12 protein-coding genes and 1 pseudogene are annotated in these 19572 nt (G+C 72.4%); 9 read left to right on the forward strand and 4 right to left on the reverse strand.

The window, feature by feature from the left end; genetic code table 11:
* Positions 1–4: 4 nt before the first annotated feature.
* Both ACWCRB_RS19550 and ACWCRB_RS19555 read right to left on the reverse strand, forming a co-directional pair.
* Positions 5–1411, reverse strand: coding sequence for a hypothetical protein (locus ACWCRB_RS19550; RefSeq protein ID WP_450997241.1), 1407 nt, complete (start codon positions 1409–1411; stop codon positions 5–7).
* A 254-nt stretch (positions 1412–1665) separates the two neighbouring features.
* Positions 1666–2793 (reverse strand): alpha/beta hydrolase family protein, encoded by a 1128-nt coding sequence (locus ACWCRB_RS19555; protein WP_450997242.1) that lies wholly within the window; start codon positions 2791–2793, stop codon positions 1666–1668.
* 28 nt (positions 2794–2821) lie between these two features.
* Between ACWCRB_RS19555 and ACWCRB_RS19560 the strand changes: the two are divergent.
* From ACWCRB_RS19560 to ACWCRB_RS19590, 7 genes and pseudogenes are all read left to right on the forward strand, one after another.
* Positions 2822–2974, forward strand: a pseudogene (locus ACWCRB_RS19560) (cobyrinate a,c-diamide synthase); the annotation flags it as partial.
* A gap of 69 nt (positions 2975–3043) precedes the next feature.
* Positions 3044–6271, forward strand: coding sequence for a fused isobutyryl-CoA mutase/GTPase IcmF (gene icmF / locus ACWCRB_RS19565; protein WP_450997255.1), 3228 nt, complete (start codon positions 3044–3046; stop codon positions 6269–6271).
* Positions 6272–6383: 112 nt separating this feature from the next.
* Positions 6384–7469 carry an S-(hydroxymethyl)mycothiol dehydrogenase gene (locus ACWCRB_RS19570; protein WP_235478575.1) on the forward strand — a complete coding sequence of 362 codons (1086 nt, stop codon included), beginning with the start codon at positions 6384–6386 and terminating at the stop codon, positions 7467–7469.
* Positions 7469–8098, forward strand: coding sequence for an MBL fold metallo-hydrolase (locus ACWCRB_RS19575; RefSeq protein WP_450997243.1), 630 nt, complete (start codon positions 7469–7471; stop codon positions 8096–8098). Before ACWCRB_RS19570 ends, ACWCRB_RS19575 begins: the two co-directional genes overlap by 1 nt.
* A 261-nt stretch (positions 8099–8359) precedes the next feature.
* Positions 8360–8722: a bifunctional 3-phenylpropionate/cinnamic acid dioxygenase ferredoxin subunit gene (locus ACWCRB_RS19580; RefSeq protein WP_319207347.1), complete on the forward strand. Its 363-nt coding sequence runs from the start codon at positions 8360–8362 to the stop codon at positions 8720–8722.
* Entirely contained in the window at positions 8719–9885 is a 1167-nt protein-coding gene (locus ACWCRB_RS19585) for an NAD(P)/FAD-dependent oxidoreductase (RefSeq protein WP_450997244.1), read from the forward strand. The genes ACWCRB_RS19580 and ACWCRB_RS19585 overlap by 4 nt, the downstream gene beginning before the upstream one ends.
* Before the next feature lie 151 nt (positions 9886–10036).
* Positions 10037–11167: an aromatic ring-hydroxylating oxygenase subunit alpha gene (locus ACWCRB_RS19590; protein ID WP_450997245.1), complete on the forward strand. Its 1131-nt coding sequence runs from the start codon at positions 10037–10039 to the stop codon at positions 11165–11167.
* Between the two features lie 42 nt (positions 11168–11209).
* Here the strand turns inward: ACWCRB_RS19590 and ACWCRB_RS19595 are convergent, their stop codons facing one another.
* Positions 11210–14116 (reverse strand): AAA family ATPase, encoded by a 2907-nt coding sequence (locus ACWCRB_RS19595; RefSeq protein WP_450997246.1) that lies wholly within the window; start codon positions 14114–14116, stop codon positions 11210–11212.
* 219 nt (positions 14117–14335) lie between these two features.
* On the opposite strand from ACWCRB_RS19595, the gene ACWCRB_RS19600 reads away from it, so the two are divergent.
* Both ACWCRB_RS19600 and ACWCRB_RS19605 read left to right on the forward strand, forming a co-directional pair.
* Positions 14336–17410 carry an AAA family ATPase gene (locus ACWCRB_RS19600; RefSeq protein WP_450997247.1) on the forward strand — a complete coding sequence of 1025 codons (3075 nt, stop codon included), beginning with the start codon at positions 14336–14338 and terminating at the stop codon, positions 17408–17410.
* A 212-nt stretch (positions 17411–17622) separates the two neighbouring features.
* A complete protein-coding gene (locus ACWCRB_RS19605; RefSeq protein WP_450997248.1) occupies positions 17623–18264 on the forward strand; it encodes a response regulator transcription factor in 642 nt (213 codons plus the stop codon).
* A 20-nt stretch (positions 18265–18284) separates the two neighbouring features.
* Here ACWCRB_RS19605 and ACWCRB_RS19610 read toward each other — a convergent pair whose 3' ends face one another.
* Entirely contained in the window at positions 18285–19556 is a 1272-nt protein-coding gene (locus ACWCRB_RS19610; RefSeq protein WP_450997249.1) for an RICIN domain-containing protein, read from the reverse strand.
* Between the last annotated feature and the right edge of the window lie 16 nt (positions 19557–19572).

Genomic DNA, 19572 nt, shown 5'->3' on the forward strand with positions numbered 1-19572 from the left:
CCTCCTAGCCTCCCGTGTGCACCTGGAAGGCGGCCCTGCGTACGGCCTTGGCGAGGGCCGGGTCGGGGTGGGCGGCGGCGAGGGCGACCAGGACCTGGACGGTGCGGGGGTGGCCGACCGCGCGCACCTCGTCGAGGAGCGCCGGGATGGTGGGCTGCACCGCGGACTCCAGGTGACGTACGAGCAGCGGCGCCTCCCCGTGGTCGGCGACGGCCGCGGCGGTGTCGACCCACATCCAGGTGGCCTCCTCGCGGGTGAGCACCTCGTGGGCGTCCTCCGGGTCGATCCCGTCGTGCTCGGCCAGCCACAGCAGGGCGTACGGCCGCAGCGGGGTCTTCCCCGCGACGGCACGCACATCCGGCTCGGCGGGGCCGCCGACCACGCGGAGCGCCTCGAAGGCGAGACCGCGCAGCAGGGCGTCCTCGCCCCGGGCGGCGTCGAGGAGTTCGGCGACGGCGCTGCCGACGGGGCGGGCGGCGAGCCAGGCGCGGTACTCGGCGCGGGCCGCGTTGGGCCGCAGCTGGGAGCAGCCGCGCAGCATGTCCTCGGCGTTCTGCTCGATGTTGCCGGCCGGGCTCTGCGCGGCGACGCAGATCTGCTCCAGCTTGACCCACACCGCCCAGCTGCCGAGCGGGGTGAGCGTGGCATGGCCGTCGCCGTAGGTGAGGGCGCCGACGGAGGCCAGGGCGTGCAGCGCCCAGTCGAGGAGGGGGGCGAGCGGGGTGTCGACGGCGCCGGCCTCCGGCTGCTGCGGCAGCGGCTCGGGCTGGGGGCCGTACGGGATCTCGCAGCGCTCGGTGCGCAGTTCCGTGACCCGCTGCTCCAGGAGGTCGAGGAGCTGCTCCATGGGGACGGGCCCCGCGGACAGCTGGAGGAAGGAGAGCACCTGGGGCATCGCGGAGACGACCTCGGCGACAGCGGCGGGCTCGTGGTCGGCGGCCTCCGGGTGGGCAAGCGACCAGGCGTCGAAGAGGGCGACCCAGCCGCGCAGTACGGCGCTGTCGTCGCGGTTCCAGGCGCGCAGTCGCCAGCCGGGGCGCGCGGTGTCGCCGTGCACCTCGACGAGGCCGGCGAGCCTGGCGGTGTCCCAGTCGTGGCGGACCTGATCCGGGGTCAACCCCAGTTCGGCGGCGGCCCGTTCGGCGGTGGCGTCGGACAGGGTGCCCCTGCCGTCGGAGGCCTCGCCGTCATGGCCGGGCCGCAGGGCGGGGTCGGCCCAGCGGGCGACGCGGGCCGCGCCGGCCAGACCGGAACGAGCCATTCGGGCCAGTTCCGACGGTGCCGGTGTGCCCTCGGGCGGACGTGGGGCGGGGCGGCGCGAGCGCCGCTGGTTCATCGCTCGTGGGGCGGCGGCCAGGGGTCGCGGGCGGACGAGTCGAAGCCTGGAGTCGCGCGGGATACGGGACGTCACGGGTGCAGTCTTCCGGTTGACGGTCCGAAAACCCAAACGGAATGTCACGGCGGGCCACAGGGCTGGCCAAGGGAGGGGGTTCGGGCGGGGGCCGAGGGGGGTGTTCAAGCCAGTGGTCCAGCCTTAAACGGAATCAGGTTCACGATCGGGCGGCGCATGGGCGAGGCGCTGCGGACCAGGTGTTTCACGGGGCGGATGGCGGTCGGGTCCGCCCGCCGCCCCGGTAACCGGACCGCCCGCGCGGGCGGCGTCGGTTACATCAGCGGGGTGAGAAAACGGCGCAGGGCTTCCTCGTACGTCGCCGGGTCCGCGTTCCACATCGCGCCGTGCGGGGCGTGCGGGACCGGGTGCAGGGTGATCAGGTCGGGGCGGCCGGCCGCGAGGCGCCGGGAGGGGGCCCAGGGGGCGATCGTGTCGGCGGGGCCGTGCAGGATCAGGGTCGGGACGGTGAGCCGGGCGGGGTCGGCGGCCTCGTCGATGCGGTCGCCGTGCAGCCCGGTGCGACCCTGGGCGGCGCGCACCGCCAGCGGCAGCAGCGCGCCCGGGGTGCGGCGGGCCGTGGCGAGGGCGCGCAGGGTGGTCTCCCAGCTGAGCACCGGCGAGTCCAGGACCAGCCCGGAGACCCGGCCGCGCAGCGCGGAGTGGGCGGCGGCCCGCAGGGCCATGGTGGCGCCGGTGGACCAGCCGTACAGGACGACGTGCTCGGCGCCATGGCTCAGGGCGTGCCGCATGGCCGCGTCCAGGTCGCGCCACTCGGTCTCCCCGAGGTGCCCCAGGCCGTCCTGGGGCCGGGGAGCGCCCGGGTCGCCCCGGTAGGCGAGGTCGATGACCGGGAAGCGCTGGCGGTGCAGGAACGGCAGGACGTTCAGGGGGTGCTCGCGGGTGGCGCCGAGCCCGTGCACGGTGATCACCCAGGTGGTGCGCACCCCGGGCACGAACCACGCGGGCAGGGCGCCGAGTTCGCCGGGGATCTCGATGTCCTGGTGGTCGAGTCCGAGGGCGGTACCGGGGTCGCCGACGTGCACGTTCGGGGTGAGCCAGACCTTGTCGCGGGGCTCCAGGGAGCCGAGGGAGACCCGTTCGAGGCGGCGTACGACGGTGTCGGCGGAGTGGGCCGCGTGGTTCAGGACGGCGCCGACGACCGCGTGGGAGCCGTCGCCGGCGAGGCCGTAGGTGCCGGGGCGCTGGGAGGCCAGGGCGCGGGTGAGGGTGACGCGGCCGGCCGCGATGGAGTGCACGGTGAGCCGGGGTTCGGTGGGCAGGGGTTTGCCCGGCGGCGCCTTGAGGGCGGCGTCGCTGGCGTAGCGGCCTGCGGCGACGCTGGCGGCGCCGACCGCCAGAGCTGCGATGACGGCAGCGGCCGTCGCGGTGACTGGGCGCACGGGTCCAGTCTCGGGGTGGAGCGCTTCGGGGGCCAGCGGGAGGACGGGGCGGGCCGGGTGTGGGCGGCAGGGGGTTTTTTCGCCCCCGCCGCCCCTACCCGTCCCATCCCGTTCCTGGGGGCTGCGCCCCCAGACCCCCCTTCGGCCTGAACGGCCTCGTCCTCAAACGCCGGACGGGCTGGGGGGTATTTACTTGGACGTCCTAGTATCCTGATTGCTAGGACGTCCAAGTAAATGGGAAGGCATGACCGTGAACGATCTCCACCGTCCCGTGCACCCCGTCCGGCTGGTCACCGCCTCGGCGCTGTTCGACGGGCATGACGCCTCGATCAACATCATGCGGCGGATCTTCCAGTCCCAGGGCGCCGAGGTGATCCACCTGGGGCACAACCGATCGGTGCGGGAGGTCGTGGACGCGGCGCTCGAAGAGGATGCGCACGGTGTCGCTGTGTCGTCCTACCAGGGCGGGCATGTGGAGTACTTCGAGTATCTGGTCGAGTCGCTGCGAGGGCAGGGTGCCGAACACATCCAGGTGGTGGGCGGCGGGGGTGGTGTCATCGTGCCCGACGAGATCGCCCGGCTGCGGCGGAGCGGGGTCACCATCTTCTCGCCCGAGGACGGGCAGCGGATGGGCCTCGCCGGGATGGTCAACTCGGTCGTGAAGGACTGCGATTTCGATCTCTGGGACAGTAAGGCTGTTGATGCCGCCGCCGTGCTCACCGGTGATCGGTTCGCCATCGCCCGTGCCATCACCGGCGCCGAGCTGGGCAAGCTGCCCGCCGAGCTGCTGGAGCAGGTGCGTACCGCCGCTGCGGCGCGCGTGACGCCCGTTCTCGGAATTACCGGCACCGGTGGTTCCGGGAAGTCCTCGCTGACCGATGAGCTGGTACGGCGATTCCGTGTCGACCAGCAGGACAAGCTGCGGATCGCCGTGATCGCCGTCGACCCGACCCGGCGCCGGGGTGGCGGGGCGCTGCTCGGCGACCGGATCCGGATGAACTCCCTGGACGGCAGTCGGGTCTTCTTCCGGAGTCTGGCTACGCGTGGGAGTCGTGAGCTGCCCCAGCATCTGTCCGATGTCATTGATGTGATCAAGGCTGCCGGGTTCGATCTCGTCATCGTGGAGACGCCCGGTATCGGCCAGGGCGACGCGGCGATCGTGCCGTACGTCGACACCTCGATGTATGTGATGACGCCGGAGTTCGGCGCCGCCTCGCAGCTGGAGAAGATCGACATGCTCGACTTCGCCGATGTCGTGGCGATCAACAAGTTCGAGCGGCGCGGGGCCAAGGACGCGCTGCGGGACGTGGGCCGGCAGCTTGTGCGCAACCGGGAGGCGTTCGGGAAGAAGCCCGAGGACATGCCGGTGTTCGGCACCTCCGCCGCCACCTTCAACGACGACGGTGTCACCGCGCTCTACCAGTATCTGAAGGCTGATCTGGCCGAGCGGGGGCTGCCCCTGTCCGACGGTGCCCTGGCGCCGGTCGCCGTGCGGCACTCCTCCGGTATCCGGCGGGTCGTGCCCGCCGAGCGGGTGCGCTACCTCGCCGAGATCACCGAGGCGGTGCGGGCCTATCACACCCGGACCGAGACGCTCGCCGACGCGGCTCGGCGGGTGCAGCGGCTGGACGCCGTCATGGGTGAGTTGGTCGAGGCCGGCGCCGACGGGGAGGGCGTCGGGGCGCTGCTCGCCGACGCCCGCCGGGCCCTTCCGCCCGACATCGGGGACCAGATCCGGAACTGGCCCGCGGTCGTGGCGTCGTACTCCGGGGACGAGCAGGTGGTGAAGGTACGGGACCGGGAGATCCGTACGCAGCTGAACCGTGAGTCCCTGTCCGGCAACAAGATCCCCCGGGTCGCGCTGCCCGCCTTCATCGATCACGGCGAGCTGGTGCGGTTCTGGCGGCGGGAGAACCTGCCCGGCCTCTTCCCGTTCACGGCCGGGGTGTTCCCCTTCAAGCGGGACGGCGAGGACCCGGCGCGGATGTTCGCCGGGGAGGGCGATCCGTTCCGTACGAACCGGCGCTTCAAGCTGCTGTCCGAGGGGCAGCCGGCCACCCGGCTGTCCACCGCGTTCGACTCCGTCACCCTCTACGGCCGTGACCCCGACGAACGCCCCGACATCTACGGCAAGGTCGGCACGTCCGGGGTCTCCGTGGCCACCCTCGACGACATGAAGGCGCTCTACGACGGGTTCGACCTCGTCGCTCCCACCACCTCCGTGTCCATGACGATCAACGGGCCCGCGCCGACCGTCCTCGCCTTCTTCCTCAACACCGTCATCGATCAGCAGATCGAGAAGTTCCACGCGGCCGAAGGGCGCGATCCGTCGGGCGAGGAGGCCGCCGAGTTGCGGGCGTATGCCCTCGCGAATGTGCGCGGCACCGTCCAGGCCGACATCCTCAAGGAGGACCAGGGGCAGAACACCTGTCTCTTCTCCACCGAGTTCTCGCTGCGGATGATGGCCGACATCCAGGAGTGGTTCATCGAGCAGAAGGTCCGCAACTTCTACTCCGTGTCCATCTCCGGCTACCACATCGCCGAGGCCGGGGCGAACCCGATCAGCCAGCTCGCCTTCACCCTCGCGAATGGGTTCACGTACGTCGAGGCCTATCTGGCACGGGGCATGCGCATCGACGACTTCGCGCCCAATCTCTCCTTCTTCTTCTCCAACGGGATGGATCCGGAGTACTCCGTGCTGGGGCGGGTGGCGCGGCGGATCTGGGCCGTCGCGATGAAGGAGCGGTACGGGGCCAACGAGCGCAGCCAGAAGCTGAAGTACCACGTCCAGACCTCGGGCCGTTCCCTGCACGCCCAGGAGATGGACTTCAACGACATCCGCACCACCCTGCAGGGGCTCATTGCCATTTACGACAACGCCAACTCCCTGCACACCAACGCCTATGACGAGGCCGTCACCACGCCGTCGGAGGAGTCGGTGCGGCGGGCGCTGGCCATCCAGCTGATCATCAACCGGGAGTGGGGGCTCGCCATGAACGAGAACCCGCTCCAGGGGTCGTTCATCATCGACCAACTCACCGATCTGGTCGAGGAGGCCGTGCTCGCCGAGTTCGATCGCATCAATGAGCGGGGTGGCGTACTCGGGGCCATGGAGACCGGGTACCAGCGCGGGCGCATCCAGGACGAGTCGATGCTGTACGAGCAGCGCAAGCACGACGGCACGCTGCCGATCATCGGGGTCAACACCTTCCGTCGGCCCGGTGGGGAAGGGGCGCCCCACGAGGTCGAGCTGGCCCGGGCCACGGAGACCGAGAAGGAGTCCCAGCTCACGCGCGTCCGCGACTTCCAGAACGCCCACGGCGCGGAGGCCGCGCAGGCGCTCGCCCGGCTGAAGGAGGCCGCGGTGGGCGGCGAGAACGCCTTCGAGGCGCTGATGGCCGCCGCCAGGGTGTGCACGCTGCGCCAGGTCACCGAGGCGTTCTTCGAGATCGGCGGGCAGTACCGGAGGAACGTCTGAGGAAGCTCCAGAATTCTTGACCGCTGCTTGGTGCTCCACGATGCTGTGTTGCGGCACATGAGATGTGTGCCGCAATGAGCAACATCCAGGTTGTACCAGCCGAGGAGTGGCCATGACTCATCAGGTCCGTGCTGTCGTCGCCCGGGGGAAGGGCGCCCCCGTCAGCCTGGAGACGATCCTCGTGCCCGATCCCGGTCCGGGCGAGGCGCTGGTGAAGATCCAGGCCTGCGGGGTCTGTCACACCGACCTGCACTACCGCGAGGGCGGGATCAACGACGACTTCCCCTTCCTGCTCGGGCATGAGGCGGCGGGCGTAGTGGAGTCGGTCGGGGAGGGCGTCACGGACGTGGCCCCCGGTGACTTCGTGATCCTCAACTGGCGTGCCGTGTGCGGGAACTGTCGTGCGTGTCTGCGCGGGCGGCCCTGGTACTGCTTCAACACGCACAACGCCAAGCAGAAGATGACGCTCACCGACGGCACCGAGCTGTCTCCGGCGCTCGGTATCGGCGCCTTCGCCGAGAAGACCCTCGTCGCGGCCGGGCAGTGCACCAAGGTCGACCCGGCCGCCTCGGCCGCTGTCGCCGGGCTGCTGGGGTGCGGGGTGATGGCCGGCATCGGTGCCGCCATCAACACCGGCAACGTGGGGCGTGGTGACACGGTCGCCGTCATCGGCTGCGGGGGCGTGGGCGACGCGGCGGTCGTCGGGGCCAACCTCGCCGGTGCCGCGAAGATCATCGCCGTCGACATCGACGACCGGAAGCTCGCCACCGCCCGCACACTGGGCGCCACCCACACGGTCAACTCCAAGGAGGCCGACGCCGTCGAGGCGATCCGCGAGCTGACCGGCGGCCACGGCGCCGACGTCGTCATCGAGGCGGTCGGCCGCCCGGAGACGTACAAGCAGGCCTTCTACGCCCGTGACCTCGCGGGCACGGTGGTGCTGGTCGGCGTACCGACACCGGAGATGAAGCTGGAGCTTCCGCTGATCGACGTCTTCGGACGCGGCGGCTCGCTGAAGTCGTCCTGGTACGGGGACTGCCTGCCGAGCCGTGACTTCCCGATGCTCATCGACCTCCACCTCCAGGGCCGCCTCCCGCTGGACGCCTTCGTGACCGAGACCATCGCGCTCGACGACGTCGAGAAGGCGTTCGAGCGCATGCACGGTGGCGATGTGCTGCGTTCGGTGGTGGTGCTGTGATGGGCGTTCGCATCGAACACCTCGTCACCTCGGGCACGTTCTCGCTCGACGGCGGCACCTGGGACGTCGACAACAACGTGTGGATCGTCGGTGACGACGACGAGGCGGTCGTCATCGACGCCGCCCATGACGCCGACGCCATCGCGGCGGCTCTCGGCGGCCGTACGCTCCGGGCTGTCGTGTGTACGCACGCCCACAACGACCACATCGACGCGGCCCCCGCACTCGCCGCGCGCACCGGCGCCCCGATCCTGCTCCACGGCGACGACCTGCCGCTGTGGAAGCAGACCCACCCGGAGCGCGCGCCCGACGGCGAGCTGGCCGACGGTCAGGTCCTCACCGTGGCCGGGGTCGAACTGACCGTGCTGCACACGCCCGGTCATGCCCCGGGCGCGGTCTGCCTGTACGCGCCCGACCTGACCGCCCTCTTCAGCGGTGACACGCTGTTCGCGGGCGGTCCGGGGGCGACGGGACGGTCGTACAGCCATTTCCCGACCATCGTCGACTCGATCCGCGACCGGCTGCTGACCCTGCCGGGCGACACGGTCGTATACACCGGGCACGGTGATGCGACCACCGTCGCGGCCGAGGCGCCGCACCTCCAGGAGTGGATCGACCGCGGTTTCTGACCGTCCGGCCCGTCCGGCGATCCGGTATACCCCGTCCCCTGGGGTCCATTGCTGCCCGATGTCCGTCTGAGCTGCGCCGAAGCGCTCATTCCGGCATCGGGCTCGCTTGGTTTCAGGTTGTGCAATGTGATGTGTGTTGTCCATTGCGCAACTCGCGAGTTGGCTCATCCCGGTCCCTGGACTTCTTGACAAGGGTTCTGGACGCCCTCAAACTGACGTTGCGCTTACCGCAATCCGTTTCGCTATACGCACCGAGGTGTCATGATGATTCCCGCGTGCCGTCTCGCGGATCTCCCGCGAGGTGAGGCCTTCCGGCTCGACATCGACCCGCCCGTCTCGGTGTTCCACACCGACGACGGCGAGGTCTTCGCCATCGACGACACCTGCACCCACCAGGATGCCTCGCTCGCCGACGGCTGGCTGGAGGGCTGCGAGGTGGAATGCCCGCTGCACGCCTCCAAGTTCGACCTGCGCACCGGCGCGGTCGACTCGCCGCCGGCCAAGCTGCCGGTGCGGACCCACGAGGTCGTCGTCGAGGACGGCATGATCTACGTACGGGTGTCCACGGACGCCCCCAACCTCCCGCCCTGCGTCGCCGCCCGGCTCGCCGGGGGTCCCGCGTGAGGACAGTGGCCGTGGTGGGCGCCTCGCTGGCCGGACTGTCGGCGGCGCGCTCCCTCCGGAAGCAGGGCTACGACGGACGGCTGGTCGTCATCGGCGACGAGACGCACCGCCCGTACGACAGACCGCCGTTGTCCAAGGAGTTCCTGGCCGGAACCCTCGGCGAGGCGGACCTCGGGCTGGAGACGGACGGCGAGGACCTCGGCGCGGAGTGGCTGCTCGGCACCCGCGCCACCGGCCTCGACCGCACCGACCGGTCCGTCCGCCTCGCCGACGGCCAGGTGGTGCGCGCCGACGGCATCGTCATCGCGACCGGCGCCGCCGCCCGCACCCTGCCGGGCGCCGAGGGCCTCACCGGCGTGCACACCCTGCGCACCCTCGACGACGCCCGCGCCCTGCGCGACGAACTCGCCCGCGGTGGACGCCTGGTGGTGATCGGCGGCGGCTTCATCGGCGCCGAGGTCGCCTCCACGGCGTACGCCCTCGGCCTCGACGTCACGGTCATCGAGGCCGCCCCGACACCGCTGGCCGGTCCCCTGGGCGAGACCATGGGCGCCGTCGTCTCCGGACTGCACGCCGACCATGGCGTACGGCTGTTGTGCGGGGTCGGGGTGAAGGGGCTGAGTGGGGAGCGGCAGGTGGACGCTGTTCTGCTGGACGACGGGCGCAGTGTTCCCGCCGACATCGTCGTCGTCGGGGTGGGGGCGCGGCCCTGCGTCGAGTGGCTGGACGGGTCCGGGGTCGTTCTCGACAACGGGGTCAAGTGCGGGGCGGACGGGCGTAGCAGCCTGGCCGGGGTCGTCGCGGTTGGTGACTGCGCCAACTGGTACGACCCTCGGGCGGGCGTTCATCGTCGCGTCGAGCACTGGACCGGGGCGGTGGAGCGGCCTGCTGCGGCGGTGGCTGCGCTGCTGGCGGGCGGGGCGGTTGAGCCGGGGGTGCCCCGGCCGCCCTACTTCTGGTCGGATCAGTACGGGGTGAAGATTCAGTTCGCCGGGTTCGCGGGTGTCGCTGACAGTGTGACGGTCGAGGAAGGTGCTGTTGGTGACCGTAATGTCCTTGCCGTTTATCGGCGGGGTGGAGAGCCGGTTGCCGTTCTTGGGATGAATCAGCCACGGCTTTTTGTGCGCTGGCGCAAGCAGTTGGCTCTGCCGGGTTCGCGGTGAGTCTGGCTGCGGGCCGGTGGGGGCTTGTCGCGCAGTTCCCCGCGCCCCTAGCGGGCGCGCCCCTGCGGGGCGCTGCCCGCTGTCAACTGGGGCGCTGCCCGACATCACGTCTACCGATCTTTGATCACTACGTTTCTCCGAGGAGTGCCCTGTGACCTCGACCAGTCTGCCCGACAGTCTGATCGCCACCCTCCCCGGCTCCTCCTATACGGACGCGGGGATCTTCGCCCAGGAGCAGGAGCGCATATTCGAGACCATGTGGTTCTGTGTCGCGCGTGCGTCCGAGCTGGCGAAGCCCGGTGCCTTCCGGACCGTCGACGTGGGCCGCGAGAGCATCCTCGTGACGCGGGCGCGGGACAACTCGATCCGCGCCTACTTCAATGTGTGCCGGCATCGCGGCGCCAAGCTCTGCACCGAGGAGACCGGCGAGGTCAAGCGGGCCTTCCAGTGTCCGTACCACGCCTGGACCTACGGGCTTGACGGCAAGCTCGTCGCCGCGCCCAACCTCACGAAGATGCCGGATGTCGGGCGTACCGAGTACGGCCTGGTGAGCGTGGCCGTGCGGGAGTGGCTCGGCTATGTCTGGGTGTGCCTCGCGGAGAACCCGCCCTCCTTCGAGGAGGACGTCATCGGCGAGGTCATCGGCCGGCTCGGTGACGTCGAGTCGATCGAGCACTACGACATCGACAACCTCTCGGTCGGTAAACGGATCGTCTATGACGTGAAGGCCAACTGGAAGCTCATCATCGAGAACTTCATGGAGTGCTACCACTGCGCCACGATCCACCCCGAACTCACCGAGGTGCTCCCCGAGTTCGCCGACGGCTACGCCGCCCAGTACTACGTCGGCCACGGCGCCGAGTTCGGCGGGGAGGTCCAGGGGTTCACGATCGACGGCTCCGAGGGGCTCGACCGCATCCCGGGCGTCGCCGAGGACCAGGACCGCCGCTACTACGCGATCACCGTCAAACCGCAGGTGTTCATCAACCTCGTACCCGACCATGTGATCTTCCACCGCATGTACCCGGTGGCCGCCGACCGCACGGTCGTCGAGTGCGACTGGCTCTACCTCCCGCACGTCGTCGAGAGCGGCAAGGACGTCAGCCGGTCCGTGGAGCTGTTCGACCGGGTCAACCGGCAGGATTTCGAGGCCTGCGAGCGCACTCAGCCCGGGATGAGTTCCCGCTTGTACGCGAAGGGCGGCGTCCTCGTCCCGAGCGAGCACCACATCGGCGAGTTCCACGACTGGGTGAACGAAAGGCTGGGCATCCGGCAGCTTTAGAAGACGGGGCGGGCGTGGCGGAGGCGCACCTGGGGGCTGGTGCTACGCCGATGCCTCGTCCCCGTCTTGAGGGGGCGTCAGTGCGCCGTCGAGCCAGGCCGTCGTCAGCTCGACGCGGGAGCGGCGGCCGGTGCGCCGGAAGAGCCGGGTGAGGCGTTGTTCCACGGTCTTCTCGCTGCAGGCCAGGCGGGCGGCGATCTGGCGGTTGGTCGCGCCCTCGCCGATCATCGTGATCAGCCGGACGTCCTGCTCGCTCAGGCCCGGCCCGGCCGGGCGGCGGCGGGGCCGGGGCATGCCGTTGCGGTGGGTCGTACCGGACAGGTGGGCGCGGGCCGGGCCCGCAATGCCCAGCCGGGCCGTCTCCCGCGCGATGCCGGCGAGCCAGGGCTTGGGGTCGGTGTCCAGCTCCGCGAGGACGCGGGAGCAGTCCAGGGCCAGCGGGAGGTCACCGCGCCCGCGCGCGGACGCGTGGGCCGCCCGCGCGCTCTCCGCGTCCCGGTGCACCACGGCCCGTGCCAGGAGCAGCGCCTCGTACACCAGGGGGGAGCCCGTCTCGTCATGCAGAGCGGCCAGTTCCCGTACGACGCGTCGGGCCTGCGGTCGGTCGACGTCGGGGCGGTCGTCCGACGCGCGGTCCAGGGTGAAGCGCAGGATGCGCAGCAGAAGCCGTTCCGTGCCTGCCGCCGGGCCCGTCTCCGCTTCCCGGACCCGGGCCAGATCCTGCCAGGCGACTTCCATGGCCTCGTCCGCGCGACCCGACCAGGAGCGGACCGTCAGGCGGGCGCGGGCGGCGAGCGGGTGGGTGACGGTGTCGGGGATCAGCTCCAGCCAGCTGCGGGCCCGCACCAAGTCGCCCCGGAAGCAGTGGATTTCGGCTGCCAGGGCGCGTACGGCCGGGTGGCCGGTGGTTGAGGTGCGGGCGCGGGCTTCGATACGTCGGGCCGTGGCCAGGGCGGTGTCCCAGTCGCCCGCGTGGTAGGCGAGGACCATGGCGTGGTGGCGGGCGGCGGAGCTGTCACCGGTGGCGAGGTAGCGGTCGCCGAGCACAGCCCGGAGACCGCCCGCCAGATCACCGTACGACGCGGCCACCCGCAGCCGGAGTTCGGCCGCCGGATCCGGTGCGGCCGGGCGCAGGGCGCGGCGGGCGCGGTCCCAGGCGGCGCGGTCGCCGGTGGCCGCCCCGAGCAGGCGCAGTTCGGGCGGGGTGGGCAAGGGGGGCGCGGTCGCGGCCGGATCGGGGGCGGGGCTGTTCTCCGGGCCGATTCCGTACCTGCCCGCCACCGCGAGCAGTTCGGCGGTCAGCGCGCCGGGGCCGGGGGGATCGGCCGGGAGGGTGTGCTCGTGGAGGGCGGCCAGGGTCCAGGCCTGGGCGGCGAAGTGCAGGGACTCGGTGGACTCCGGGTGGCTTTTCGGGGTCGTGGCCAGGGCCGCGCGCAGGGGTTCCTCCAGTGCGAGGACCTCGGCGTGGGCCGCGTGGGCCAGACCCAGTGCGGCGGCCCGGCGCAGTACGTCGGGGGTGCGGGGGTCGTCCGGGGGCAGGCGGTGGAGCGCCGACGTGTAGGCGCGCAGGGCGCGGGGCTGGTCCGCGCGGGCGTCCTTGCGGGCGGCGGAGAGGAGCAGCGGGACGGCGGTGGCGTCCTCCAGGGTCCGGCCCGCCGCTGCCACGTGGTCGGCGAGCCGGGGGTGGCTCGTTCCCGCGCCGGCCGGCCCGAGGCGGTCGGCCTGCGAACGCACCACGGCCGCGTGGAGGGCGGGGACGGGGTGACCGGGTGGGGGCAGGGTCATCAGCGCGGTGGCCAGTGCGGGCACCGCGAAGGCGACCCGTCCGCCCCGGTCGTGGTCCAGGGTCAGTACGCCGCTCCGGAACAGGGCGTCCACGGCCTGGGGGGCCGGTGTCCCGGTGGCTGTCAGGCCGTGCAGGTCGGGCAGGAGCAGTTCGGCACGTTGGGTGAGATGGGCCAGGGCGGCTGCGGACGCCGTCAGGGCGGGGGCGGGGTGCGGGTGGTCCCGCAGGCCGAGACGGATCAGTGCGGCGGCGTTCGTGGTGACCGGGAGGGGTCCGGTGCCGGTGCCGGTGCCGGTGGCCACGGGCTCCGGGGGGCCGAGCCGGCCGTCGACTTCCGGCAGGTGGGTGAGGTCGGCGAGGAGGGCCAGGAGGGCTTGGGGGTTGCCCGCCAGGGTGCCGAGGTCATGGGTCACCGCCTCGCCCAGTTCCCGTTCCGCCGGTCGGCCCAGGCGACGCTCGACGAGTGCCGCCACCGCTCGGGGAGTCAGCGGCGCCAGGTCGAGAACCTGGTCGACCGCCGCGAGCAGGGGTGTGCCGCCGTCCTCGTGGTGGGCCGGCAGGTGGCCCGGCGCGTACGGTGGCCCGGCGGCCAGCACCACCGGCAGGTCCGCCGGGCGGAACACCCGCAGCAGCAGCGCGAGGGCGGCGACCGTCGAGGGCGAGAGCCGTTCCACGCCGTCGACGACCAGGGCGAGCGGGGACCGATGGGCGGCCGTGGCCAGGGCTTCGCCCAGCGCGGCCAGCACGGCGAGCGCGGCGGGTGAGGTCCTGGAGTTCGCGCCGGGCGCCGGGCGGTCCTCGGCGAGTCGCGCCCGGGCGCGGCGTACGGCGTTCACCCGGGCCGGAATACGGGGGCCACGGATCGTGGCGAGCAGCCCGCACACCGCGTCGGCGAGCGGTCCGGCGGCGACCGCCGTCCCTTCGCCGTCGGTGGGGCCCCGGAAGGCGGCGGCGGGCGCGGGCAGTCGCAGTACGCGCACACCGTCGCGTACCGCCGCCGACCGGGCCGCCTCCAGCACGGTGGTCTTCCCGGAGCCGGCCCCGCCGGTGACGAGCAGGGTGCCGGACTCGCCGGTGGCGCACAGGACTTGGGCGACCGTGGCGATCTCGGTGTCCCGGCCGATCGGAACGGGATGGGCCACGGGCACCGGGGGCGTCGGCACTGCGACTCCTCGTCTCGTACGTCGCTTCGTTCGCCGCGGCCCGCGTCGGGACGATTGCGCCTTGCTGGGGGCGCCTCCGGCAAGGGCACTTGGCGCGGCGATAATTGCAGTTGCCCTTACGGCCAGGTCGACCGGGCCGTAAGGGCAGGTCGACCGGGTTCACCCCGGCACGGGGAATCGGCCTGTCAGGCACCTTACTTGGCTAGGAGAGCACGGACTGTGGCAGGTCGGCGAGACACCGAGCTGGTCCCCGGCGGCACCGCTGCCCGGTTGGACCCGTCGTACGGGCAACTGGTGGGCCGGGAGGAGGAACTGGCGGAGGTCCACGCGCGGTTGCGGGATCCTGGCGGGCCGCGGCTGGTCGTCGTCCGGGGTGAACGGGGGGTGGGACGGAGCGCGTTCGTGCGGGGGCTCGGCCAGCGGCTGCGGGGGGAGGGGGGTGCGGTGGTGGTGCGGGTGGGGTGTGCGGCCGGGGACGCGGAGCGTTCGCTCTTGTTGGCGCTGCGGGTGGTGCGGGTGCTGGGCGGGTCACGGGGCGGGGCCGAGGCCGGGTGCGGCCGGGGCGGCGCACGGTTCGACGCGGAAGCGCTGGCCGCGGTCGAGGCGGAGGACGCGGTCGCGATGGGGCGGGTGCTGGTTGCGGCGGCGGCAGCGGGGCCGGGGGGCGGGAGGAAGCCCGCCGCAGGCGCACCGGGCGCACCGGGGCGGACAGGGCGCGCGGGCCCGACGGTCGTGGTGATCGAGGACGCCCACCATGCCGACGCCGACTCTCTCGGCCTGCTGGGCAGGCTCGGCGGGCACGGCCTCCTCCCGCCCGAGGTCCGCCTGCTGGTCACCGCCGTCGAGCGCGGGGTCGTGCCCGACGCCGACGCCGACGCCGACGCAGGGAACGGGTTCGGTGCCGCGGTCGGCAACGGGCCTGGTGATCGGCTGCCTGTGGAGCGGCTGGTGGACGCGTGGCCCGCGTACCCCCTCGTGCTGCGCCGCCTCGGCGAGGCTGAGGTCACCGAGATGGTGGCCGGCCGGTTGCAGGCGACCCCGCAGCCGGATCTGGTGCGGCGCGTGCACCGGCTCGGCCGTGGTGTGCCGGCGGCGGTCGAAGCCCTGCTGACCGGGTGGGTGCGGGAGGGCGCGATCCGGGTGGCCGACGGTCACGCCTTCCTGAGCGTCCGGGTACCGGTGCCGCTGCTGCCGTACGACCATCCGCTCGTGGCGGAGCTGCGGGCGCTCGGTGAGCCGTACGGGACGGTGGCCGGCGCCCTGAGCATCCTGTGGCAGCTGGGCCGTGCCGCCCCGGCCCGGATGGCGGCGGTGACCGGGCTGCCGGCCGAGGAGATACGGGCCGCGCTGCGGGCACTCGGCCGGGCGGGGATCGTGGAGGAACTGACGGGGCCGGAGCAGCCCGACGACCCAGGAGCGCCGTCCGACGGCGATCGTGGTGTCCGGGGATGGACGTTCCGCCTGCCGCTGGTGGAGCACACGGTCCGGGAACGGCTCGGGCCACTGGAACGGGCACGGCTGTCGGCCGCGGCGGTGTCCGAGCTGTGGGGCGAGGGGGGCGCCGGCACCGGCATGGCCGACGGCACCCGCACCCCCGGCCTGCTGCCCGAGGCGGCGGACGTGATCTACGAGGCCGACCGGATCGCCGACGCCGGCGTGCTCGTCGACCGGCGGGGGGCCGTCGAGGAGTTGGTACGGGCCGCCGATCTGCTGCTCCCCGATACCGACGAGCCGGGCACGCTGCGCTACCTGCGGGCGGCCCTCGACCTGATCGAGGATCCCGGGACGCGCGAACACGTGCTGCTGCGGTACGCGAAGGCCGCCTACGCGGCCGGCGACTACCCGCGCGCGCGGGCCACGGGCGAGGAGATCCTGCGGGACCCCGCCGACAGTCTCTCCGACGACCTGCGGCAGGACGTCGCCCTCCTGCTGGTCGCCTCGACGGCCGCCTCGGAGGACTGGGCGCAGCTGTCCCGGATGACGTCCGCGCACTGGTGGCGGGACCTGCCGCTGCCCCCGACAGCGGCCCTGACCGGCCGGGCGCTGGCGCTGTGCGGCCTGGAGCGATGGGGCGAGGCGCTCGAAGTGCTGCTGCGGACCGAGTCGTTGTGGCGGACCGGTACCCGCGAGCAGTGGAACCCCGAGTGGTTCCGGGTCTGTGCCGAGTGGGTGCTCGGACGGCCGGAGCGGTTCCGGCAGTTGCTGAGCACCCCGTACGGCGCCGACATGACGCCCGACTCCATGTACGCGCTCAGCATGGCCGCCGCCGATCAGCTCCTCGGCGTCCGGGATCTGTCCGGTGCGGAGCGGCTGCTGGAGTTCCGGGGCCTGTCGAAGGAGTGGCTGCCGCCGTACACCCGCTTCCTGTGGCGGCACCTGCGCGGCAGCTGGGACGAGGCGCTGGCCGACGCGCGCTGGATGCTGGCCAACCGCCAGGCGTACAACCCGGCCCCGAGCCACCACCTGCTCCCCGCCCGGACAGCCGCCATGCTCCTGGCCAGGGGCCGCGTCACCAGCGCGCGCCGCCTGCTGGACAGCGCGCGCACCCTCCGTGAGGGGCCGCTGGAGCTGTTCCTTGACCACGCCGAGGCCGAGGTGCTGCGCGCTCTCGGCGAGCCGCGCGAGGCCGAACGGATGCTGCGCCGTGGGCTGGTGGTGGCGGGCGAGCGCGGGCACGCCTACGGCGCCGACGAGTTGTGGGCCCTGCTGGCCGAACTCCACGCGGAGGCGGGGCGGTTCGCGGAGGCGGCCGAAGCGGTGACCCGACTGGAGGAGCTGCTGGAGCGCACCGGGGGCGAACGGACCCGGCTGTTGTGGTTGTCGACGTCGGCGGTGGTCGCGGCCGCCGCCGACGCGGGTGGCCCGGACCTCGTACGGGAACGGCTGGCCGCCGCCGTGGAGTTGGCCCGCGCGCGGGCACAGCCGTTCGAGACGGCGGTCGTCCTGGTGTCCGCCGCCCGTGCCGGGGCCGGCCACGAGGAGCTGCTGTACGAGGCGTACGACCTGTTCGGCGGGGTCGGTGCGGCGCTGTGGCGGTTCCATACCCGTACGGCGATGCGCGAGGCCGGGCTGCCCGTGCCGGACCGCCGCCAAGTGACCGCCGAGAACGAGCGGTTGCTCGCCACCCTGATCACGGAGGGCCTCAGCAACCGCCGGATCGCCTCGGTGCTGCGGCTGAGCGAGGACGCGGTCGCCAACCGGCTGACGCGGCTGCTGAACCGTACCGGGCTGCGGTCCCGTACGGAGGTGGCCACGGCCGTGCTGACGGGGGCGTACCGACTGGCGGTGCACTGACCGGCAGTTCTCCGATCTGCAGTTCTTCGATCGGCGGCGGTACTCGCGCCAGGTTTCCCTACTCCTAGGAATACGGGGGGTGTTCGCCTACCGGGTAGGAAACGGGAGCGTGGCAGCATCGGCCTCCTGTTGCCCTGAATCCCCAACCGTGACATCCGCGACTTCCGCACGCCTGAAGTCGCTCCGTCACTCTGGTACCCAGTGGAGGGCGAATGCCCCAGCCGGCGCTCACACTCACCGTTCGGGTGGCGATCCACGCCACTGATCCCGTCATACGTGCCGGACTGGCCAACCACCTCCAGTTCGACCGGCGGATCACCGAGGTCCCGCCCGGCAGGACGAGCGAGGCCGACGTGACGGTGGTGGCCGTGGACTCCGCCGACGCCGGCACCCTGGAGGTGCTCGCCGCGCTGTCGGACCGCCGGGAGACGCGCTTCGTGCTCGTCGTCGGCCGACAGTGGCGGGCCGACATCTCCGCCGCCGTGGACCGGGGGGTACGAGCCGTGATGTGGCGGGACACCTTCACCTCGGCCGCCTTCGTGCGGGCGCTGATCACCGTCGCGGAGGGCGGCGGCAGCTTCCCGCCGGCCCTGCAGGGCGTACTCATGGAGCAGGTCCAGTGGACCCACCGGGAGGTCCTCACCCCGCACGGCCTGACGGCGTCGGGTGTCACACCGCGTGAGGCGGACGTGCTGCGGCTGATCGCGGACGGCAAGGAGCTGTCGGAGATCGCGGAGCTGCTCTCGTACTCCGAGCGCACCATCAAGTACATCCTGTCCGGTCTGATGAAGCGGCTGGAACTGCGCAACCGCGCGCACGCCGTGGCCCACGCCATACGCTCCGGCCTGATCTGACCGGGAGCGATGGGGTCAGGTCAGTTGATGATCCACTCGTGGTCGTCGGTGGGGCTGCACGGATAGACGCCCAGCCGGGCGTCGGGGCCACCGGAGCCGTCGGCGCCCCACGTCTCCAGGCACATGCCGTTGCTGGCCTTGTTGTGGATCCAGTACCGGCCGTTGCCCCGGCTCTCCAGCCACCACAGCTGGTTGTCGGCGGTGGTCCCGGTGCAGGTGCCCTCCCTGACATGGTTACGGATGGAGACCGCGCCGGTTCCCGGGAGGTCCATGCACAGGCGGTCCTTGACGTTGCGGATCTGGAAGACGTCGGCCCCGTCCGCGCCCGCACCCTTGTAGCGCACCTCGAAGTCCCACATCTGGTTGTCGACGGTGCCCCGGTAGCAGTACTCCTGGAAGACCCCGGCGCCGAGTTTCCCCTTGGCCGAGCCGCCCAGGTCGGCGCACATGCCCGTGACCGAGTTCTTCAGCATGATGTTCTTGCTGTTGGCGAGGCTGACGACGGGCTGCGCCTTCGCCGTGGGCGACTTGGACGCCTTCGGGGTCGCTGACGCCGTGGTCATCGTCGTGCCTGTCGAGACCTCCTTCACCTCCTTCACCGTTCCGGAGGTGCCGGTGCCGGTGCCGGTGCCGGTGCCGGTGCCACCGGTGTTCGTGCTCTTGGCGCCGGCCTTGGCGTCCGGGGCCGCGGTGCCCGTGCCGTCGGCGCTCGCGTCCGTCGTCGGAGTGGGGCTCGCGGACGGTGACGCGGTGCCATAGGCGCCGGTGGGCGCACCCAGCTGGACCTCCTTCGGCAGCATCACCCCGGAGGCCGGTTCGGTCGGCCCGGCGGACCGCTCGTCGTCGTCCCCGCCGATGAAGAGCAGCGGTACGGCGAGCAGCAGCGCGCCCACGATGCCCGCGCCCGCCAGCAGGGCCTTGGCCGGGCGCCCGGAGGGCGGTTGACCGTCGTCACTGTCGGCCCCGGTGCCGGCGACGACCGGGGAGTCGTCGTCAGCGGCTGCGGCGGCCGCTGCGGTGTCAGGGGCGGCTGTCGACGCTGCGGGGGCGGCTGCCGTTGCCCCGGACGTCTCGGAGTGACCGCGCTCCAGGGTGGTCGGCGCGGTCGGCGCGGATGCCGCCCCCGCCGGAGCCGGCGTCGTCCGGGACACCTCCCCCGGGGAGGCGGCGGAAGGGGAACCGGCGGCCCCCGGCGGCAAGAGGGACGCGTCCGGCTCCCCCGGTGCGGCGGGCACCGCGATGGCATGGCGTACCGACGGGACACCGGGTCCCGTGCGCTCCTGACGAGGCATGTCGTCTCCGTTCTCG

It is taken from the genome of Streptomyces sp. NPDC002156 (genome assembly GCF_053593675.1).

Bases quoted from the DNA above. Each gene is read 5' to 3' on its own strand.
- ACWCRB_RS19570 (WP_235478575.1), top strand. From the start codon at position 6,384: ATGACTCATCAGGTCCGTGCTGTCGTCGCCCGGGGGAAGGGCGCCCCC.
- ACWCRB_RS19575 (WP_450997243.1), top strand. From the start codon at position 7,469: ATGGGCGTTCGCATCGAACACCTCGTCACCTCGGGCACGTTCTCGCTC.
- ACWCRB_RS19580 (WP_319207347.1), top strand. From the start codon at position 8,360: ATGATGATTCCCGCGTGCCGTCTCGCGGATCTCCCGCGAGGTGAGGCC.
- ACWCRB_RS19605 (WP_450997248.1), top strand. From the start codon at position 17,623: ATGCCCCAGCCGGCGCTCACACTCACCGTTCGGGTGGCGATCCACGCC.
- ACWCRB_RS19610 (WP_450997249.1), bottom strand. From the start codon at position 19,556: ATGCCTCGTCAGGAGCGCACGGGACCCGGTGTCCCGTCGGTACGCCAT.